Consider the following 18,904-nt stretch of genomic DNA (forward strand, 5'->3'; position numbering starts at 1 on the left):
CGGGCAGCATTTCCTTGGGGATCGCCTTGGTCGCGGGCAGGAAGCGGGTGCCGAGGCCGGCGACGGGAAAGACGGCTTTGCGGATCGGTTTCATGCCGCTGATGCTAGCGAGGCGCCTTCGTTTGAAACAGCCGGATTTTAGCTGTTCTCAGTTCCACCTTTCCCAAATTCGGACACCGGAGGAATGAGCGGGGTCGGAAAGCCATTAGTTTTCGGCGAGACGTCATGCCATGCCGGAGAAATTGGCGCCTTTCCGAACTGGGGCCGGAATGCTAGACCATGGCTTCGAGCCAAAGGGCCGCAATGGGCTGCGGTTCGACCTGCAGTAGCAGGCAGAGGGGGCGGGACGTGGAAACATTTTGGGACTGGCTAACCGTGTTTACATTCGCCGGGCTCGCCACTTTGCTCTTGCAGAGATCGGCGGAAGAAGAGCCCCGCGATCATCTTTGGCAATATGCCCCGCCGGCCGTCGGCTGCGCTCTGGTCAACTTTCTCGGTAACGAAGGCTATTCCGCCCCGGCAGCGGTGCTGTTTGTCGCGGTCGTATTCTACATCTTCAAAGTGCTGAACGTTCAACTGCCATTCGCAAAAAAATAGGCAAATCCCGATCCGGGAATATGGCTCGGGATCAAGATATTACAGAACTTAACAGCGGTTGTTTCATCCTGTAAGCCGGGAAGGCGAAGGAGCAGCGGCGACTTGCCGCATGCCCGCGCGTTTGAGGCGAGGCTGTCATGTTAATTTTGCTGCATTCTCGAATGGCGCCACCGGTCGCGAGGCCGGAAGCCGGTTTGGACTGTTGCCTGCTCATGCCGGCTGCCGGATCTGATACTTCGACATATCTCCCGATTGGAGCTGAATTCCTCCAGTTTCGACATTTTTGCGATGCGTAAGGAAGCGCCACTAGAGGCGCAGCGGATCGGCAAGGCTCCGGCGGACAATGCCAACTGGCACATCGCGCCCGCGCCGATCGGATTTGGTGGAGGTTTCGTAACAGGTATCGACATTGCCTCCGACGGATCGTTCATGGTCTGCAATACCGATGTGTTCAACGGCTACATCCGGCATGCCGGAGATGATCGCTGGCGCCTTTTGCTGCGTCAGGACAATCTTCAGAGCTCGGAATATGATCCAAGGCCCGACAACAGCAAGATATTGCGAGCGAAGGTCGGCAGCGGTGCCAACAACGGGACCTACTGCACGCGGATTGCGCCGTCGGATCCCCGAGTTATCTACACGGCCTGGAATGGCTATTTTTACCGATCGACGGACGGTGGCGCGAGCTTCCGCCGAACCCCGCTCCCGCCAAAGGCATTTCTGTCCGACACCGGTCCGTCGCGGCGGTTCAATCGCTCGATCGATGTTCATCCACGCGATGCTGCGCAAGTGCTCCTCGGTACCAACGGGGACGGCTGCTATACGTCCACTGACGGGTTTGCCTCCTTCCAGGAGGTGAAGCTTCCGGACACGGGGAAGGATTTCAGTGAAACCCCCGGTCGCTATCTCGTTGCGTGGGGGGACGATGGTAGCGCGTGGATCCACGTTTTTGGTGTCGGACTGTACCATTCGCCCAAAGGCATTTCCGGGCAGTTCCTCTTCGCCGGTGGGCCGCTCACCGCCTCGAGCCTGGTGGCTGCCAAGGACGGTGCCGTTTATGTGTGCGAGTTTCGGACAAGCGCAACGCAGATACCGGACGCACTGCATGTCCTGAGAGCCGGCGTGTGGCGGCGCGGCGCGGGCACGTTGAATGCCGATCAGGTTGCTGTAAGTCCTTTCGATCCTCTCCATCTGGTCTGGGCGAACGAGAATTCGGGGCAATGGTGGCAGAGTTTCGACGGAGGCCTGACGTCGACGGATTTCGGCAACGAACGAAGGGGCGTCGGCGAGAGCAAATGGTTGTCGAACAGCAGCAAGGCTGTTTTTCCCGCCCAGATATTATTCGATCCTGTTCGGCGCGGACGCCTTTGGATATGCGAGGGCGTCGGAATCAATTACTGCGATCTGCCGTCCAAAACCGCCGATCCGGTGATTTTCCACGACATGAATGCCGGGATATCCGAGTTAGTCTCGACTTGCGGACTAACGTCGGCGGACAACCCGATTGCGCTGCTCGGAGTCATGGACAAGGGCGTATGGCAGGTTGCCGGCGACACCGAAACGGGATGGGCCTATAGTCCGCCTCAAGGCCGGATTGCCGACCCGAGCGCCGTTGCCCATTTGCGCAGCATCGACAATGCGTCGGACGATCCCGATTTCGTGGTCGGCCTCTTCCAACAGGATGGCGGCAACGGTTGGTCCGACGACTGGGGCCGGACATTTACGTCCTTCCCGCCTCCGCCCGGTCAGGAGGCCTGGCTCCCGGGCGGTGATTGCGCCGTGTCGACGCGCAGCAATATCATCATTGCGCAGGGAAACCGCGGAGGCGCTTGGTGGACGAAAGCGGGCGGGCTGCGTACGGAGGACTGGCGTCCGGTTTCCTTCGGCGGATATTCGCCCGTCACATCGTGGCTCAATGCTTATTATGTACACCGCGACTGCATCGCAGCGGACAAGACCAGGCCCGGTGTCTTCGCGGCACTCGTAAACAACATTTACAAGCTACCGAACAACGATGACGCGATTGGGCGCGACATCGCCGGTCTCTGGCTCAATCGCAGTGGCGGCGAAGGGGAGTGGGAACATCGAGTGAAGGGTACACTCGCCCCGCTCGGATCCAAAAACCATACGTTGAGCCAGTTTTGGCAGGCGCGGCTCGCCTATGTCCCCGGACGCAGCGGAGAATTGCTATACGCCAATTGCGAGGGCGGAAACCGAAATGATCAGCTGATGTGGCTGCGGGACGATGGTGCAAAGATTACTGGACTTCCCGCCTTTCGCCTGTTCGCGTTCGATTTCGGCAAGGCGGCTCCCGGACAAGAGCGGCCTGCCATATATTTTTACGGGACGGCTGGCGGTATCCAAGGGCTTTATGTCAGCTTTGACTGGTTCGCGACCGATCCCATCCTGATCAGCCGGTTTCCAAACAGCAGCTTTGACATCGTTTCGGCGGGTCTCGGCCTTGTAGGTGACATGCACAGCTTCGGTCGATGCTATCTGGGCTTTGGAGGCAATGGGTGGGTCCGCGCTGACCTTGCCGAAGGCCAAGGTCCGGCCAAGGCAACGCAAAATCCACACTTATCGTCTAACAGAATGCGGAGCGTCTAGGGAAAGCGATGAACCGATCGAGAACAGACCTGTCGGCAGAAGGGCACGCCCGCCTTCGCGTCGTGGATCCTTCCGCAGGCGCGCGCCCGATATTTTCGTCGGCGCGCGACAAAAGGACGTTTCTCTATTGCCTCTCGCTCCTGCTCGATATGCTCTCGCTGGTCGCGGGATATCTGGTTGCCCTTGAGCTTCGCGAGGAGAAATGGCTCGCCGCCGGCGGTCAGTCGATCATCTATATCGCGCTTCCCATATTTCTGATGTTCGAAATTGCGCGCGAAGCTCAGGACGTAGAGACTCTGGGAAACCGTCTCACCGGAATACAGCGATCCCTGAGCGCGCTCGGCGCAACCGCGATCTTGGTGATCGGCATGGGATTTTTGTTCAAGGCCGAGGAAATATCGCGCCTCGGTCTAGCCGTCACCTTTGGCGCCGCGGGTGTTTTCATCATCCTGTCGAAGGTCTTTCTCAATTTCGTCGTGAAGAAAACGATGGGCGATGCGGTTGTCGCGACGATCCTTCTGCTCGACGGCCTGCCGGCCCGGGCGGAGCCGCATGCCGCGGTCGTCGACGTAGCCGCCGACGGGCTCTGGCCGGACCTCGACCGGCCCGACATGATCGACGCGCTCTCGCGCCTCATTGCGCCCTACGACAGAGTTGTGGTGGCGTGCAGGTTTGACCACCGCCCGGCATGGTCGACCTTTCTCAAAGGTCATGATGTTGGAGGCGAAATACTGCTTGATCGCGATCTCCTGCACGGTGCCGTCGCGATCGGACGATATGACGAGCATGATACGATCATCTTGTCGCGCGGCCCGCTTAATCTCATGAACCGCATTCAGAAGCGCGCGTTGGATCTCGTCGTCGCAGTGATCGCTCTTGTCCTTCTTGCGCCGTTCCTCGCTATCGTGGCGCTCGCGATAAGGCTTGAGAGTCCGGGTCCCGTTCTCTTCACCCAGCTACGGGTAGGGCAGGGCAACCGGCAGTTCAGGATTTTCAAGTTCCGCTCGATGCGCGCCGACAGCAGTGATGCCGCCGGGACCATGTCCACGGGACGCGACGATCAGCGCATCACGAAGGTCGGGCGTGTGATCCGGCGCACCAGCATCGACGAGCTGCCGCAATTGTTGAATGTCATCCGCGGTGACATGAGCATGGTGGGGCCGCGGCCGCACGCCCTGGGGTCGACTGCCGGCGACGAGCTTTTCTGGCATGCGTCCCAGCAATATTGGCTGCGCCATGCATTGAAACCGGGTATCACCGGCCTCGCGCAAATCCGGGGATATCGCGGTGCGACCGAGCGCGTCGAAGATCTGGCGCGAAGGGTCCGCTGCGACCTTGAATATCTGTCCGACTGGTCGTTATGGAGCGACGTCCTCATCCTGCTCAAGACCATCCGCGTCGTGATGCACAAGAACGCATATTGATGATCTCTCTACATTTTGAGGAATTCCGGCTCCACCCCGGTTCGAAAAGTCGGGGGCGAGCGCCTTTTGCCTGCGCGCTCACATCCCAGGGGCGTCGCTGATGAGAATCGTCGGTATCCTGATCATCATATTCTCATTGCCCGTCATCATCGCGTGGTTACGTCGCTATTCCAAGCGGCGGCACTGGGCCTATCTGACGGTCGGATTGCTCCCCTTCATCATCAGCGCCTTCAATCTTGATGCCGCCTTCATCAGCTGGGAAGGGTGGCCGGGTTACAGCAAAGGCCTCGTGGTTTCCCTCCTCGACTGCCTTGCCCTCGGAATACTCTTCACCAGCAAGGCGCCGTTTCGCAAGCTTCCCTTCGTGGCCGTGTTTCTCCTTTATATTTTTGCCGCGGTCGCCTCGGTCGCGGCTTCGAACCTGCCGATGAGCGCGGCGTTTTATGTATTTCAGCTGATGCGCGTTTTCGTCGTTTTCGCGGCAGTTGCCTCCTTCGCCGGCCGCCCCGGCGCGGTACGTTGGCTTTGCTTCGGACTGGCTCTGGGTGCGGTATTCCAGGCGGTTGTCACCATTGATCAGCGGTTTTCGGGCGCTATCCAGGCCACTGGAACGATGGGGCACCAGAACCTCTTGGGGCTGATGCTGCATTTCGTGACCTTGCCGCTGCTCGCCCTGCTCCTTGCCGGTGAACGGAACAAGCTGATCATGGCCGGGGTGCTGGCAGCGCTCGTCGCCGTGGCACTCGGCGTGTCGCGAGGCGCGATCGCCTTCGTCGCGCTCGGTATCGGCATCCTCTTCCTTCTTTCGCTCTCGCGCCGTCCGACGCCCCACAAATGGAAAATCACCGGGCTCGCTGTTCTATCGTTGGCGGTACTCATCCCGATCGGGATCACCAGTTTTCAGGAACGCTTCGCAGGCCGATCGGTCTACGAAGGTCCAGATGGAGAGAGGCAGGCCTTCGAGCGCGCGGCGAAGATGATGTGGAGCGACCATCCGATGGGCGTTGGCGCCAACAACTATGTTGTGACGGCGAATTCGCAAGGTTATTCCGAGCGGGCGGGGGTCATCTGGAACTATGCCAGTCGATCCACAAATGTGCATAACATGTACTTGCTCACCGCGGCAGAAATGGGCTGGATCGGCTTGTTGTCGCTGATCTTGCTCGTGACCTGGCCCGTGATGCGCGGGCTGAAGTTCGCGTTTGAATACCGAAAGGATCCTCGCGGTGACGTTGTTTTGGGAGCAACGGTCGCGATCTTTGTCACCTCGATCCACGGACTGGTGGAATGGATCTTTGTAACCGGGCACGCGCAATATGTCTTTGCCATCTCTTTGGGAATTATCGCCGGAGCGATCCGGCAGTTGCATCGCGAGGCAATTTTGCAGTCGCGGACGGCGCGCCGCCGAGCAGCGCTGCGGCGAACCGACGCGAAGAAGGAAGCTGCCGATGAGAGCGTCGCTTCGTCCGGGACGCAAGCGCGGGGGAACATATTAGGTTCGCCGTTATGAGCTTTGCTTTCCTCGACTCGAAACTGGGACGTCCTCTTTGACGGTCAGTTCTGCTCCCCGAAGGCTGGTCTCGAGCCTGCGGCTTATGCTCCGCTCGCGCCGGTCGCTCTTTGATGCCGCGGGGTGGGTGACTTTGACATTTTTGGCCACGCAGGTCCTGCGTCTGGTCTCGAACGTCATTCTCGCCTGGCTGCTCGCGCCGGCGCTTCTCGGCACAATGCTCCTGATCAACACGCTTCGAACGGGCGGGGAACTGTTGACCGACGTCGGTGTCGGGCAAAGTATCGTCAACGACCCGCGGGGAAATGATCCCGTATTTTACAACACCGCCTGGACGATACAGATCGTGCGCGGCCTTCTTCTGTTTGTGGTCGCACTCCTCCTCACGGTGCCGATCGCGCGGGGCTATGACAATCCCGAACTGCTCTATCTGCTCCCGGCCGTCGCCCCCATTTTTATTCTGACCGGCGTGACATCGCCGTCCCGGTTTATTCTGCAAAAACGCTTCGAGGTGCGAAAGCTTGCACTGTTCGATCTCGGTGCAGCTGTTTTCGGTGCCGCGGCGCAGATTGCGCTGGCCTATTTTATGCCGACGATCTGGGCGCTTGTCTTGGGTTTGCTCATCGGCGCAGCCGTGCCGGCGGCCGCGAGCTTTTTCCTGATCGAGTGGCGATCGCACCGATTGCGCTGGGACAAGGAGGCCGTCGCCTCGATACTTCATTTCGGGAAATGGATTTTCCTCGCGTCGCTTATCTACTTTCTCGCGATGAATTTCGACCGTCTCTATTTTGCGGATGCGATCAGTCTGGCGCTGCTCGGTATCTACGGTATTGCCCGAACCTTTTCGGAAACGGCAATGCTGCTGTTTCAGCGCATGGGCAGCCTGCTGATTTTTCCGAAGATCGCGGCCTCTGCGCAGCGGGGCTACGATCTTCAACAGGTCATCCGCCCGATGCGGCTTGCCGCCCTTGTCGTTGTCGCGATCGGGCTGGCCGGAGGGATCGCACTTGCGGATCAGTTCATCTATCTCGTTTATGATGAGCGATATCACGCCGCCGGTTTTTTTCTCTCGGTGCTTCTCGTCGGAAGCTGGTTCGGGATCCTGGCCTCAATGGCAGATGCGATGATGATGGGCGTGGGAAAACCTTCCGGGGTTGCGTTCAGCAATGTCGCCAAGCTTGCGGTCATCGTGATCGCATTACCCCTCGTCCTTACACGTTACGGGATGAACGCGGCGCTCGCGGTATTTGTGGTGTCCGAGGCCGGACGATATGCCGTGCTCGCTTGGCGCAAGCGCGGCGTGGGCCTGAGCTTTCTCCGGCAGGATGCCGCAATGACCCTGTTGTTTTTCCTGCTTGTCATTCTGTTTCGGGAAGCAAGCATGCTCGCCGGCCTTACGGGCGGGCTGGAGGCTTGGGTGTCGCAGGCGCGGATGTCGCATGGATAAAAGTGGTAAGATCGGAGTGGTCGCGATCGGCCGTAATGAAGGCGAGCGACTCCGCCATTGTCTTCAGTCGATCCCCGAAAATGTGCCAGTGGCATATGTCGACAGCGCGTCGACCGATGGAAGCGTGGTCTATGCAAGGACGCGAGGCGCCGAGATCGTGGAGCTCGACCTCAGCCGACCCTTCACAGCGGCGCGGGCACGCAATGAAGGGCTTCAGGCGATGCTACGTAAATGGCCTCGGCTGGAATATATCCAGTTCGTCGATGGCGATTGCGAAATCGAGGAAGGATGGCTCGGTGCGGCTGAGCGGTTTTTAAGCTCGGAGCAGTCGGTCGCGGCTGTATGCGGGCGGCGGCGCGAACGCTATCCCGAGCGCAGCTTCTATAATCGCCTATGCGATGCCGAATGGAATACGCCCGTGGGAGAAGCCGACGCATGCGGCGGCGACGCGATGTTCCGAACCGACGCGCTCGCGCAGGCTCGCGGTTATGACCACACGCTCATAGCTGGAGAGGAGCCCGAGCTCTGCCATCGGCTCCGCGGTCTGGGCTGGCGCGTCTGGCGGATCGACCATCCGATGACGATCCACGACGCTGACATGCATCGGACCCGCCAATGGTGGATGCGGACCGTCCGCAGCGGATTTGGCTATGCGCAAGTCTGGCGGAAGACGCGGCAGGGTCTTGGACGGCCTTTATATGGCCGCCAGCTATTCAGCGCCCTGGCCTGGACGGCCGGCGTGGCGCTCGTCGGCATTCTTCTCGGGATGCTAATAGGGCCTGTCGGGTTGGCGATCGCACCAATGCTATGGTTGCTTCAATTTGGAAGATTGGCGCTGCGAGGGGGTGCCCGACCGGCTCTCCACACGCTAGCAGGCAAGGTCGCCGAAACCATAGGGGTGCTTCGATACGCATGGAGCGTCATCGCCAGCACGAAACCCGGTGCGATTTTCTACAAATGACGCGCGTCGCCTATCTTGTGAGCGATTATCATGCTCCGTCCCATACTTTCGTCCGGCGCGAGATCGCGGCGCTGCGTGCGCTTGAGGTCGATGTGGTTGCATACAGCGTTCAGCGCGGGAACAGCGCCAGCGCAGCCGCTGAACATCTACTCGGCCGATCGCCGTTCGCTTACCTTGCCGCGCTCGTGAGCAACCTATGCGCGGGCCCCGGGCGGTTCATCTCGGCTTGGTGGTTGGCAACCCGGCACCGGGCGCCTGGCGTGCGCGCCCTTATCTGGTCGCAATTTCATTTTGTCGAAGCCATGCTCCTTGCGCGTCTGATGCACCGTGCGCGTGTCACGCATCTTCATAGCCATTTCGCAAACAGCGGGGCGACCGTCGCGCTCATCGCATCGCGCTACGCCCGAATTCCCTGGAGCCTTACCCTTCATGGAATTTCCGAGACGGATTATCCCGCAGGCATGCTCTTGGCGGACAAGATCGAAAGATCGACCTTCGTCGCCTGCGCGAGCTTCTTCATGCGCGCCCAAGCCATGCGCATTGTCGCTCAGCACCACTGGGCGAAGATGTCGGTGGTGCGGTGCGGTGTCGACCTCGCTTCGTTGCCGCAGCCCGCGCCTCATAGCGAGGACGGACCAGCCCGGATCATCTGCGTGGGCCGCCTGTCGCCGGAAAAAGGCTATCTCGGCCTGCTCGACGCGCTGGCCGCCATCGCGGCCGAAGATCTCGAATTTGAGTTGCTCATCGTCGGTGACGGCCCATTGGCAGGCGAAGTGCGAGCAAAGGCCTCAGAAATGGGACTTTGCGATCGCGTCGATTTTGTAGGCGCATTGCCTGAATCTGAAACGCTTGCCGCGATCGCACAGGCCGATATTCTCGTCCTGCCTAGCCTCATGGAAGGGCTTCCTGTCGTCCTCGTCGAAGCGATGGCGATGGGACGACCGGTCCTCGCAAGCCGCGTCGCCGGGATACCGGAATTGGTCGAACAGGGCGGAGGAGGCTATCTGTTCACCCCATCGGACCAGTCCGACCTTCTGCGGGGATTGAGAATGCTCATATCGGACCGGAGTCATTGGCAAGGCATGGGTCTCGCCGGTCGAACAAAAGTCGAGGAAGAATTTCAGATCCAGAGGTCCGGCTTGCGCATGAAAAGGCTCTTCGACGGCGAAAAATTGTCCTGACGCTGGCTTGACCTTGCGCCGCTACAAACTTTTTGCAGCCTGGTTTTCTCAGTTCGCGATCGCCTCCAGTTATGACGCGTTCGCTGCGACGTCTGAAGGCTCAAGCCGCGTCCGCAGCGAATTCTCCGGGGTGATGACAGGCACGGCGCTACCGCGATACAGGCGCGGCGAAGAAACGGCGACGGCGTCGGAACTTGGTCACCAGAAGCCGGCCGATCCCTTTTGGCGCAAGATCCTGTTCGCTTGGACTGCCGGCCAGATATTGAGGATCGTCGCGACGAGAGAGAAGGGCACCCGCGTCAAGGCTTTCCGGAAGCCGATTCCTTTGAGGTTGTGAAGCCGCCAGGTCAGAATACGCGGCGGCAGGGCCCATCGACGTCCGGCAACGCGGCTTTCGACAAGGCGTCCGACCCACTCGGGATCGGCTTCGTTCCGGTCGCGGATCGACGCGCCTGCATTCTCCTTATAGCCTCCCGCCCACAGGAATTCGCAGATCCAGCCGTTTATGACCGTCCCGACTGCCATCCGCCGTTCATGGCGAAAAAAACCGGAAACGGAATGCGCCTCGAAATAATGGGTTGGATGCGCGATCTGGGCGACAACCTCCGGGCGTGCAGGATGTGAGAAGCCGTCGGTATGGATGAACGCGGTCAGCAATCCGTCTTCGCCCGGAGTTGGAACGGGGAGCCAGATCTTGCGCAATGCCGCCATATGCGCGGCATACAGCGAACCATTGATTGCGTGCGGTGCTACCGACTGCCGCGACACGATAAGCGAGAAGCGATCGATCAGCGTTTTGTGCGTCTTTCTTGCAATATCCTTGATGGGATGACCCGAGACAGCGAGAAGTTCCGGATCCCCGAGCAAGGTTTCGACAAGCAACTTCAGGACGCCAGCATCGATAAGTTCAATGTCGGCGTCGAGGAAAAGAGCGACGTTGACGTCATTATCGACAAGGTCGTGCACCGTAACGTTCCAGGAGCGGGCCTTTCCGCCCAGCGGGGTTTCATGGACCAGGGGTCTAGCCGCATGGTCGCGGAAAGCCGTGTTGAGGGCGGCTCGTGCCACTCCTGGAGTATTGTCGGTGCAGGCATTTGCCAAAATAACAATCTGGAACGCGTAAGGCTGGGCAAGTAAAGACTGGCGGGCCAGCTGCGCGATCAGCGGACCGATTGACGCCTCTTCATTTCTCGCAATCACGCAAATTGCGATCTTCACGCTACAGTCTCCGTAGGGGCCGACGCTTCGGTACCCCGGGGTCGAAATTGCGGCACGCTAAATCTCTTTGCCGTTACGCGTCCGGGTCACTTCGTGCATAATATTTGCCATAGTCGGGTCCGCCATAACCATAACCATAGCTGTCACCAAGGCCGCCGCGATAGCGGTTGAGGATCGAGCCGATGCAAGGCGTCGGATAGAGCATGCTCATGACATCCTGCACGTGGCGCCGCGTCGTTTTGCCCGAATCCACGACAAGGACGAAGGCGTCCAACTGGGCGAGGCTAATCATTGCGTCGTCGTTCGCGAACGCGGGCGGAAGGTCGAACAAAATGACCGACGCTTCGCTGCGGTTACGCAAGGTGTCGATCATCTGGGCGAAACGCTCCCCGGCGAGCAATTCCGCCGTATTTCGCGTGCGCCGAACCGTGGGGAATACCGCGAGCTTCGTGCCCTCGATCCGGTGCCCCACTTCGCGAAGGTCCTCGACGGCCCCCTCTAGGTAACTCTCGATGCCGCGGTCCGGCACGAGCCCGATCTCGTCGGCAAGCGAGGCGCGGCGGATATCCAGGTCGACGAGGAACAGCGGCTCTTCGATGACCCGCGCAAGCGAACTTGCAAGATTCATCGACAAAAAGGATTTGCCTGCCGCCGGCGTAGCCGAGGTGATCCCGATGAGCCGATGGCCTTCTTCCTTGAGCTTCTTCGCAAAACTCGTTCGCAGGAGATTGAACGGGCGCGCGCGCGCGTCCCGATTGTCGAAGCCCACGATCCGATGCTTTTTGATTGCGGTCAGCGGCGGCGCGAATGAAGCGAGGGCGGAAAGCGTCAGCAGCTGCTGGTCTCTCGAGAGGGGCATATCGGCATCAGCCATCGGTCCACCTTAATGATATGGAAGTCAACGATTGCCGCGTAGCGGCAGGAAGCGGCGCCATCCCGCGCGCCGGACGGGCAGGCTGTCGACCAGAGGAATGATGCCAAGCGGAGGGGCGCCTAAAATCGCCTTCAAAGTGGAAGGGTCGCGTATCGGCCGGAGGAAGAATTCGACAGCGATTGCAAGGATGAAACCGAGCCCGAGACCGCCGGCCAAGCCCAGCGCCGCGATAATGAGGCGGTTGGGCCAGCTTGGCTGGTCGGGGATCACCGGCGGTTCGACAACCGACAGCCGTTCCGACATCTGCTCGTCTTCCGCCCGCACCCCGGCGCGCGCGCCCATGAGCTGGTTTTGCACCTGCTCATATTGCGCATTTACGGCTGTGAGCCTCTGCTGGAGCTCCCCGAGCTGCTGCTGCACAAGCGGCGCGCGGGCTTGCGCCGCGAGACGCGAGCTTACCTGTGCGGTCTCGCCCGCCTTCGCGCTGCGAAGCGCTGCGATCTGGGCGTTGTTGAAGGCGATCTGCTCGTCGAGGGTTTGGAGCGGCAGTTTCTCGCTATTGTCCTTGGCCAACCGCTTGGCTTCGGCGAGCGCCTGTTTTGCCATCACCACATCGGGATGGGTTTCGGCATAGACGGCCCGGGCGCTGGCGAGCCGCTGTTCCGCCGCGGCAACGATCGGATCGCGCTGGTCGCTTGTCTGTGCGAGATTACGCTGCTGGATCAGCAGCTGATTATCACGCTGGATTGCGGCAATCTGGACATCGTAGCTGCCCGTACCGCCTCCCATGATCATCCCGCCCCCTGCAAGAATATTGCCGTTGCGGGCGTTGATCTGCGCGATCTGGGATTGGAGGGCGGCAATCTGGGTTTCCAGCCCTGCCGACTGATCGCTCAGAAACTGGACAGTGTTGGTGGCCTGTTCGGCGTTGCCCCGGGCGTCGAGCTGGAGCACACGGTCCATAAGGTCCTGGGCGACGGCCTGCGTCTGCTCGGGACTTGAATACTCAAATGCAAGCTCGAACGCTATCGCCCGGTTCTCCGTGCCCCCGCCAGGCATGCTCGTTTCCGACGGCGTCAGGGTGATCGCGGAACGCATGTCGGTGAGGATTTCGGAGAGCGGCGTACGCTTGCGTTCACTGGCGTAGAGTCCATGCCGTTCGATCAGTTGAACCAAATCGGGCCGGGCAGTAATCTGCTGCCGGATAGCAGCGACGCGTCGTTCGATCATGGTCCCGGGATCCAGCCCGATTACTTCCTTTGGAAGCTGGGGCGACTCCACGAGCATGATAGCGTTGGCCCGATAAGTTGGCGGGATCAGGATGATCGCCGCGATGGCAGCGACGATCCCGACAAGCGTCGGAATGATGATCCACCAGCGACGCTGCGAAATAACAATGGGCAGTTGCTGGAGAAAGCTGCCACCGGATTCATCGTCATCAAACGCTGCATCGAAATTGCCGTCGTCCACTAGCGCCGCTTTCCAAATTTCATTGTCAAACCGACCATCAGCGAATAATTCGCACTGCGTCGCTGCGTGTCGTCGAAGATCTTCGAATAACCCGGCGTCACCGTGAATGCCAGCCGATCGTTGAGATCGCGTGCATAGGTCGCCGAAACGCCGATGAAATCCGTCACGCGGACGACAGGCAGGCCGGCGCCGTCCTGGTTTGTGCGGCCGTATCTTGCCGACACGGACAAGCGATCGATCCGGCTCAACTGCGCATTATAATTCAGCGAAGCCGTCGTCACGGTTGATACGCCGCCAAGCGCGGTCGGCTGGGCGCTTCGTCCTCCCGACAGGCAAAGCGTCCGGTTCGGGCCGCGATCGCAAAGGCCGACGCTGCCCGCGAAGGACACCAAATTGCTGCGATCGCCGCCGCCGACATCGGTGCGGACGTAGGATATGCCCGCATCGGCGACAACGCTGAGGCGATTGGTGAGCTGCTGCTGGATTCCAACGCGCGGCGAGACGATCATGCTGTCGCCGGTTCGCCGGCTCAGATAATCGACAAATCCAAGCTGCGTATCGAAAGTAACTGTCGTTCGCTGCGTGAGCTGGCGGCGATAGCCGGCATGGCTCGAGACGCTTCGATAATCAAAGCCCGCACCTTCGTCGATATATGTCCCGTTGAGCTCGATCCCGGCATCGAGCGAACTGCGTTCGTTCAGGACATGCGAGAGCCCGAAGCTCGTGCTGAGCGACGTAATGCGCGCGCGCGTTCCTGCGAGCGTCGTATCGATGATCGGCACCGTTGGCGGAAGAAGCGGGCCCGGACCTTGCGATCCTCCGCCGCTTTCGAAGATCAGGCCATCCTGGATAGCCGATCGCAAACGCTGTGCCGAGGCTGAAACCCGCACCGTGTTGCGCTCGTCGAGCCTTCGTTCGGTGGCGGCTTCGATACGTGCCGACACGTCGTTGCCGTAGAATTTGCTATATTGTGTAAAGCGAAGATTCCCGTTGATACGGGTCTCGCCAAGCTCGTCTTCGACAACCACATATGGCGCAATATCGACATTCGCCGATACCGCAGTCTTGCCGTCTGCATAGAGGAACGGGTTGGTGGAGACACCGCCTCCCACGGAAACGTCGACGCCAATCTGAGGCTCATATTGAGCGTAGGCCATCGGTGAGCAGCAGGCATATGCTGCCAGCACGATGGAAGAGGCAATCTTCCTCACAACCTAACTCCCCCCGTTCGATCAGCGTACGATAACCGTATCGCCTGGTTCGATTAGCAAAATATTTCCGTTGGCAACGTCTTTCGCATCGGTGCCGGCTTTGAAAAGCGGAGCGAGGCGAGCGTTCAGCGTTCGTAGCTGGTCGCCCGACTTGCGAATAATGAGGACATTGTCGAGGTTCGCGAACTCGGCCGGTCCGCCCGCCATACTGAGCGCCTCGAGCACGTTCACATAGCGGCCGGGCGAGAAGGTGCCCGGCGCCTTGACCCGTCCCATCACGGAAAATTGCATTCCTGCGGGAACGAGAACCGATACGGTCACCTGCGGGACCGCGCCCACATATTGCGCGCTCAGTCCGCTGGTGATGAGCGCTTCGACTTCCTTGGGAAGAAATCCCTGAACCTTGATCTGGCCGACCAGCGGAAACGCCATGGTCCCGTCGGGAAGGACCTTCACCTTGCGCTGAAGTCGCTCCTCACCCCAGACATAGATCTCAAGTTCATCGCCGGCGTTGATGCGATAAGTCGACGCGGCCGTGCTCACCTGCGCGGCGGTCGCAGCGATTGCGGGCTTGGGCGCGGGGACGGGCGCTTCAGCCGACTGAGCCTGCGCGGCGGACGCGACAACAGCCAAAGATGCGACCACGACGGATAGCCAATTTTTGATCATGCAATGTCTCTCAGTTCAGCGGTCGACAGGTTAACACAATATACTATAAAATCTGCTAAGGCCTTTGGCTACCGCGTTAACCCTAGGAATCGTGGCTCTTGATGCATCGTTTCAATACAGTACCACCTGTTTCTCGCGGCATAATCTTTACATTTGCTTTAGGCATGGCCGCCACGCTCGCGGCCTGCGGTCAGTCAGAAGCGGCCGCCGCGAAAGATGCCGCGGAGGCGCAGTCCCTGCTCGACCAGCGCCGCTTTGCCGAGGCCCGCCTGGCGATAAAGGAAGCGATCGCGACACGCGATGACGAACCGGAATTCCATATCCTTCGAGGACGGATCGAGCTCGCCGCGGGTTCGGTCTCTGGCGCCTATGACGCATATAGCGACGCCATATCGCTCGATCCGGCAAACAGGGAAGCGCTCCAGGCTGTTTCGCAATTGGGCCTGCAAACAGGCCATTTTCGCGAGTCGCTGCAGGCCACCGACGCCATCTTGTCGCTTGCTCCCGATGAGCCGAATGCCCTTCTTGTGCGCGGCCTTCACGCTGTCATTCGCAGTCGTTTCGATGAGGCGGACGCATTTGCCGACAGAATATTGAAGCAGGATGCCAGCAACGAAGGCGGTGTCATTCTGAAAGCGCGGGTCGCGGTGCGCAAGGGCGCGCCTCAACGCGCGCTCGAGGTTCTTCAAGGCTACGGAACCTTGAAACCCAACACCCTCGGCGTCGTCATGACCCGGCTCGAAATTTATCGGGTGATACGCGATGCGGCAGGGATGAGAGCCCAATTTTCTCTTTTGCGCAATCTTGCGCCCGAAAATCGCGAAATAAAGATGGATGAGGCAAATTTCGCGTTCAAGGACGGGCGACCGGCCGACGCCAATTCCGTGATGATTGCATTGCTGGCCGACCCGAAGTTGCCCGAAGAGCAGATACCTCTGATTCTGGCAATCTGGCGAGAATATGCGGCTGCAGGCCCCGGCGATGCAGGCCTCGCAAAAGTGGCGTCGACCGGGACCCCGGCGGCGCGTCTCGCGGCGGCCGAGTTTCTGGTGGACCGGCAGCGCTTAGCTGGCGCGCGCAGCCTGCTCGATGGCCTTCCTCAGGGGCAGCGGCAAGCGGTCGACGCCGCGATCGAGCTTCGCGAAGGGCGGATGCGCGAGGCATTGAGCGCAGCCGACGAAGTCCTTCGCAGCGATGAAACACATTGTCTGGCGCTAACCGTTCAAGCGGAAAGCCTCCTGAAACGAAAAGATTTTCCGGGCGCGCTTCGCGCTGCGCAAGTGGCTGTGAGCCAGTGCCCGGGGCAGACGAGGGCCTGGGGACTGGCTGCCGATGCTTACGCCGGTCGCGAGGACATGGAAAATGCACGGCGTATGTGGCGGCAAGGCGTTCGCGCCAACTCGCAGGATTCGTCAATGTCGAAGTCCTATGTCGAGTGGCTGCTAGTGCACCGCCAGGAACGAGAGGCGCTTGCCGTCGCTCGCCGGCTTACCCACGAAGCGCCGGCGCTCCTTGGTGGATGGCAGCTTTACCGCAACATCTGCCTTCGCCTGCAGCAAGATTGTGCGCGAGCGGCCCAGGCTGGCTTCGAAAACGCGTCAACGCTTTACGGGATCGATCTTTTGCCGGGCCAGGCACCTCCCAATGGGCTTTTTGGCAGGATAATAACGCGGTGACCGTCGTCTATGGACCACAATGCGAGTTCCTCGGAATTCGGTTCGATCGCCTGGACCCGCCGGCGGCGGCGGCAGAGGTCCTGTCGCTCTCCACCCGTAGCGATTTCTCTTATGTCGTGACGCCCAATGTCGATCATATCGTCCAGTTGAGCAGCAAGGACGATCCCGTGCTGACGATGAGTTATCGCGACGCTGCGCTGCGCCTCTGCGACAGCCGGATATCGTCGCGCCTCGCGTATCTGTCCGGAATAGACCTTCCGGTCGTGACAGGAAGCGATCTGACGGCGGATCTGCTGGGCCAATGGCTCACGCGCGAAAAGCTGGTGGTCGTCGGCGGCGATGCAAAGCTCCACCACGCACTCAGGTTGCGCTATCCGCTATTTCACTGGCAATTTTATCAACCCCCGATGGGGGTGCGCCACGACGCGAAGGCGCGCATGGAGATAGCGCAATTTGTTGAGGATGCCGCCGCGGATGTCGTCTTCTTCGCCATCGGTGCGCCGCAAAGCGAAATTGTTTGCGCCGAAATATTGGCGCGGGGCCAGGCCCGGGGCGTTGCGCTGTGCATCGGGGCTTCACTTGAATTCCTGACCGGCGCGAAAACGCGAGCGCCGCGCTGGATGCAGCGTGCGGGCTTGGAATGGCTGTTCAGGCTCGGCACCGAGCCGCGGCGTCTGTGGCGCCGCTACCTCGTCGAAGGGCCGAAGATATTCGGCATCTGGCGGCGGTGGCGCAAGCTCAACGCTGCTCTCCCTCGCGCTTCGTCCGGTTCCAGTGTGTCTGGCTGCGAGTAAATAATCCAAGATAGATCGGAATCTTCCAGACAATATAGAGCGGAACGCGAAGCAGGGCAGCGAATGGCAACATCGCGCGGCCGTATCTCCACCATGCGACCGTCAGCAGCGTGCAGGCATAGGCGAATGCCGTTCCTGCAAAAATGGCAGGCACCCATGTCTCCGATATGGCAGCGATGACGACCAGGGCCGCGATGGCGATCGACGAAAGAAGCATCAGGAGCGCGAGCGGCGGGACCATCAGATGCGCGCCGAGCGTCATCAGGTTGCGCGATGCTTTCGCAAGCCCGCGCAAGAACAGGGGCAAGCCTTGTTTGGCAGCCGTGCGCAAGAACCCATGCTCCCACCGGCTCCGCTGTGCTCTGCTGCTTTCCAATGAAGCAGGGGCACTCGTTACCAGTGCTTCGTCGTCCATGCCGACCTTGATCCCCTTTTTTGCGAGCCAGAGGCCTAGGCTCAAATCTTCGACCACATCGCCCGTCGCGAGCGGAAGGCGCGCGAACAGCGGCCAACTGAACGCCATGCCCGTTCCGAACAACATGGCTCCGCCGCCGAGCCGCAGGAGGCCGCGGGCGCGTACAAGGTTTTTGATCAACATTGCGAAATTCGAGACCGCGACGAGCGGCGCGGGCTTTTCGGCCGAGACCAGCAGGTTCGCCGACTGGACCGGCCGGCCGCTTGCGATCGCTTGCGCTGCAAGTCTCGAGGCGCTGCCATCGCCGAGCCGGCAATCGGCATCGACGATTATAACGGCCGCAGGGGGATCGTGAGAAAGTGCATCCCGCCCGAAGGCGAGCGCGTAGCCCTTGCCACGGCGATCGGGATCGCTTCGTTCCGCGACCTTTGCGCCCGCCTGCGCGGCAAGCGCCGCGGTCTCATCGGTGCAATTGTCCGCAACGACCAATGTTTCCGCGCCGGGTGCGGCGCTTTCAAGCGCCAGAACCGTTGCCGCTATTCCGGCGGCTTCGTTATGAGCGGGGACAAGGATGGCGATCCGCACGGGCGTGGGCTGCGCCCCGCCGGGCTGGCCGCGAAGAGGGCGCAGTCCGAAAAGGATTTCGGTGCCGAGATATAGGAGAGAAAGGGACAAGGGGAGCGCGATCAGCCACGCAATTAAGACGATCATCGCGGTACGCTCTCTGTGCGACGCCGCGGTGCCAGCAAGACTTCCAGCGGCTCATGTCCCATATTGTCACTCTTCCCAATGCGTGCTTTCAAACAGCTGATAGTCAGTTTAGACGCAAACAGGCAATCAGGGGTTAAGC

Annotated in this window: 15 protein-coding genes and 1 pseudogene; 9 read left to right on the plus strand and 7 right to left on the minus strand. The window is 60.3% G+C overall.

What is annotated here, in order from left to right; all coding sequences use genetic code 11:
• A pseudogene (locus BLW56_RS20410) lies at positions 1-94 on the minus strand (UTP--glucose-1-phosphate uridylyltransferase); the annotation flags it as partial.
• Positions 95-348: 254 nt separating this feature from the next.
• Between BLW56_RS20410 and BLW56_RS12015 the strand changes: the two are divergent.
• The 7 genes from BLW56_RS12015 (at position 349) to BLW56_RS12045 (ending at position 9,727) form a co-directional block, all read left to right on the plus strand.
• Positions 349-597 carry an XrtV sorting system accessory protein gene (locus BLW56_RS12015; protein WP_093511565.1) on the plus strand — a complete coding sequence of 83 codons (249 nt, stop codon included), beginning with the start codon at positions 349-351 and terminating at the stop codon, positions 595-597.
• A gap of 252 nt (positions 598-849) precedes the next feature.
• A complete protein-coding gene (locus BLW56_RS12020) occupies positions 850-3,204 on the plus strand; it encodes a hypothetical protein (RefSeq protein ID WP_093510952.1) in 2,355 nt (784 codons plus the stop codon).
• A 257-nt stretch (positions 3,205-3,461) separates the two neighbouring features.
• On the plus strand, positions 3,462-4,628 hold the full coding sequence (locus BLW56_RS20880; RefSeq protein WP_256203433.1) for a sugar transferase: 1,167 nt from the start codon (positions 3,462-3,464) through the stop codon (positions 4,626-4,628).
• A gap of 100 nt (positions 4,629-4,728) precedes the next feature.
• Entirely contained in the window at positions 4,729-6,138 is a 1,410-nt protein-coding gene (locus BLW56_RS12030) for an O-antigen ligase family protein (RefSeq protein WP_093510954.1), read from the plus strand.
• Positions 6,139-6,223: 85 nt separating this feature from the next.
• Positions 6,224-7,585, plus strand: coding sequence for an oligosaccharide flippase family protein (locus tag BLW56_RS12035; protein ID WP_093510955.1), 1,362 nt, complete (start codon positions 6,224-6,226; stop codon positions 7,583-7,585).
• 16 nt (positions 7,586-7,601) lie between these two features.
• Entirely contained in the window at positions 7,602-8,546 is a 945-nt protein-coding gene (locus BLW56_RS12040) for a glycosyltransferase (protein WP_256203434.1), read from the plus strand.
• The gene (locus tag BLW56_RS12045) at positions 8,543-9,727 is read left to right on the plus strand and encodes a glycosyltransferase family 4 protein (protein WP_177175946.1); all 1,185 of its coding nucleotides are present in this window, start codon (positions 8,543-8,545) and stop codon (positions 9,725-9,727) included. The genes BLW56_RS12040 and BLW56_RS12045 overlap by 4 nt, the downstream gene beginning before the upstream one ends.
• Positions 9,728-9,925: 198 nt before the next feature.
• Here BLW56_RS12045 and BLW56_RS12050 read toward each other — a convergent pair whose 3' ends face one another.
• From BLW56_RS12050 to BLW56_RS12070, 5 genes are all read right to left on the minus strand, one after another.
• Positions 9,926-10,945 (minus strand): glycosyltransferase, encoded by a 1,020-nt coding sequence (locus tag BLW56_RS12050; protein WP_177175947.1) that lies wholly within the window; start codon positions 10,943-10,945, stop codon positions 9,926-9,928.
• Between the two features lie 73 nt (positions 10,946-11,018).
• A complete protein-coding gene (locus BLW56_RS12055) occupies positions 11,019-11,804 on the minus strand; it encodes a CpsD/CapB family tyrosine-protein kinase (protein ID WP_143043448.1) in 786 nt (261 codons plus the stop codon).
• 39 nt (positions 11,805-11,843) lie between these two features.
• The gene (locus BLW56_RS12060) at positions 11,844-13,289 is read right to left on the minus strand and encodes a GumC family protein (protein ID WP_093510960.1); all 1,446 of its coding nucleotides are present in this window, start codon (positions 13,287-13,289) and stop codon (positions 11,844-11,846) included.
• Positions 13,289-14,500, minus strand: coding sequence for a hypothetical protein (locus BLW56_RS20640; protein WP_177175948.1), 1,212 nt, complete (start codon positions 14,498-14,500; stop codon positions 13,289-13,291). The genes BLW56_RS12060 and BLW56_RS20640 overlap by 1 nt, the downstream gene beginning before the upstream one ends.
• 21 nt (positions 14,501-14,521) lie before the next feature.
• Positions 14,522-15,169 (minus strand): polysaccharide biosynthesis/export family protein, encoded by a 648-nt coding sequence (locus BLW56_RS12070; protein WP_093510962.1) that lies wholly within the window; start codon positions 15,167-15,169, stop codon positions 14,522-14,524.
• Positions 15,170-15,333: 164 nt separating this feature from the next.
• Here BLW56_RS12070 and BLW56_RS12075 point away from each other — a divergent pair, with 164 nt between their 5' ends.
• Entirely contained in the window at positions 15,334-16,845 is a 1,512-nt protein-coding gene (locus BLW56_RS12075) for a tetratricopeptide repeat protein (RefSeq protein ID WP_177175949.1), read from the plus strand.
• Positions 16,842-17,639: a WecB/TagA/CpsF family glycosyltransferase gene (locus BLW56_RS12080; RefSeq protein WP_177175950.1), complete on the plus strand. Its 798-nt coding sequence runs from the start codon at positions 16,842-16,844 to the stop codon at positions 17,637-17,639. The genes BLW56_RS12075 and BLW56_RS12080 overlap by 4 nt, the downstream gene beginning before the upstream one ends.
• Here the strand turns inward: BLW56_RS12080 and BLW56_RS12085 are convergent.
• Complete coding sequence (locus BLW56_RS12085; RefSeq protein ID WP_093510965.1) at positions 17,584-18,765, minus strand: glycosyltransferase family 2 protein; 1,182 nt, start codon at positions 18,763-18,765, stop codon at positions 17,584-17,586. The genes BLW56_RS12080 and BLW56_RS12085 overlap by 56 nt on opposite strands.
• Positions 18,766-18,904: the final 139 nt, after the last annotated feature.

It is taken from the genome of Sphingopyxis sp. YR583, assembly GCF_900108295.1.
Classification (GTDB): domain Bacteria; phylum Pseudomonadota; class Alphaproteobacteria; order Sphingomonadales; family Sphingomonadaceae; genus Sphingopyxis.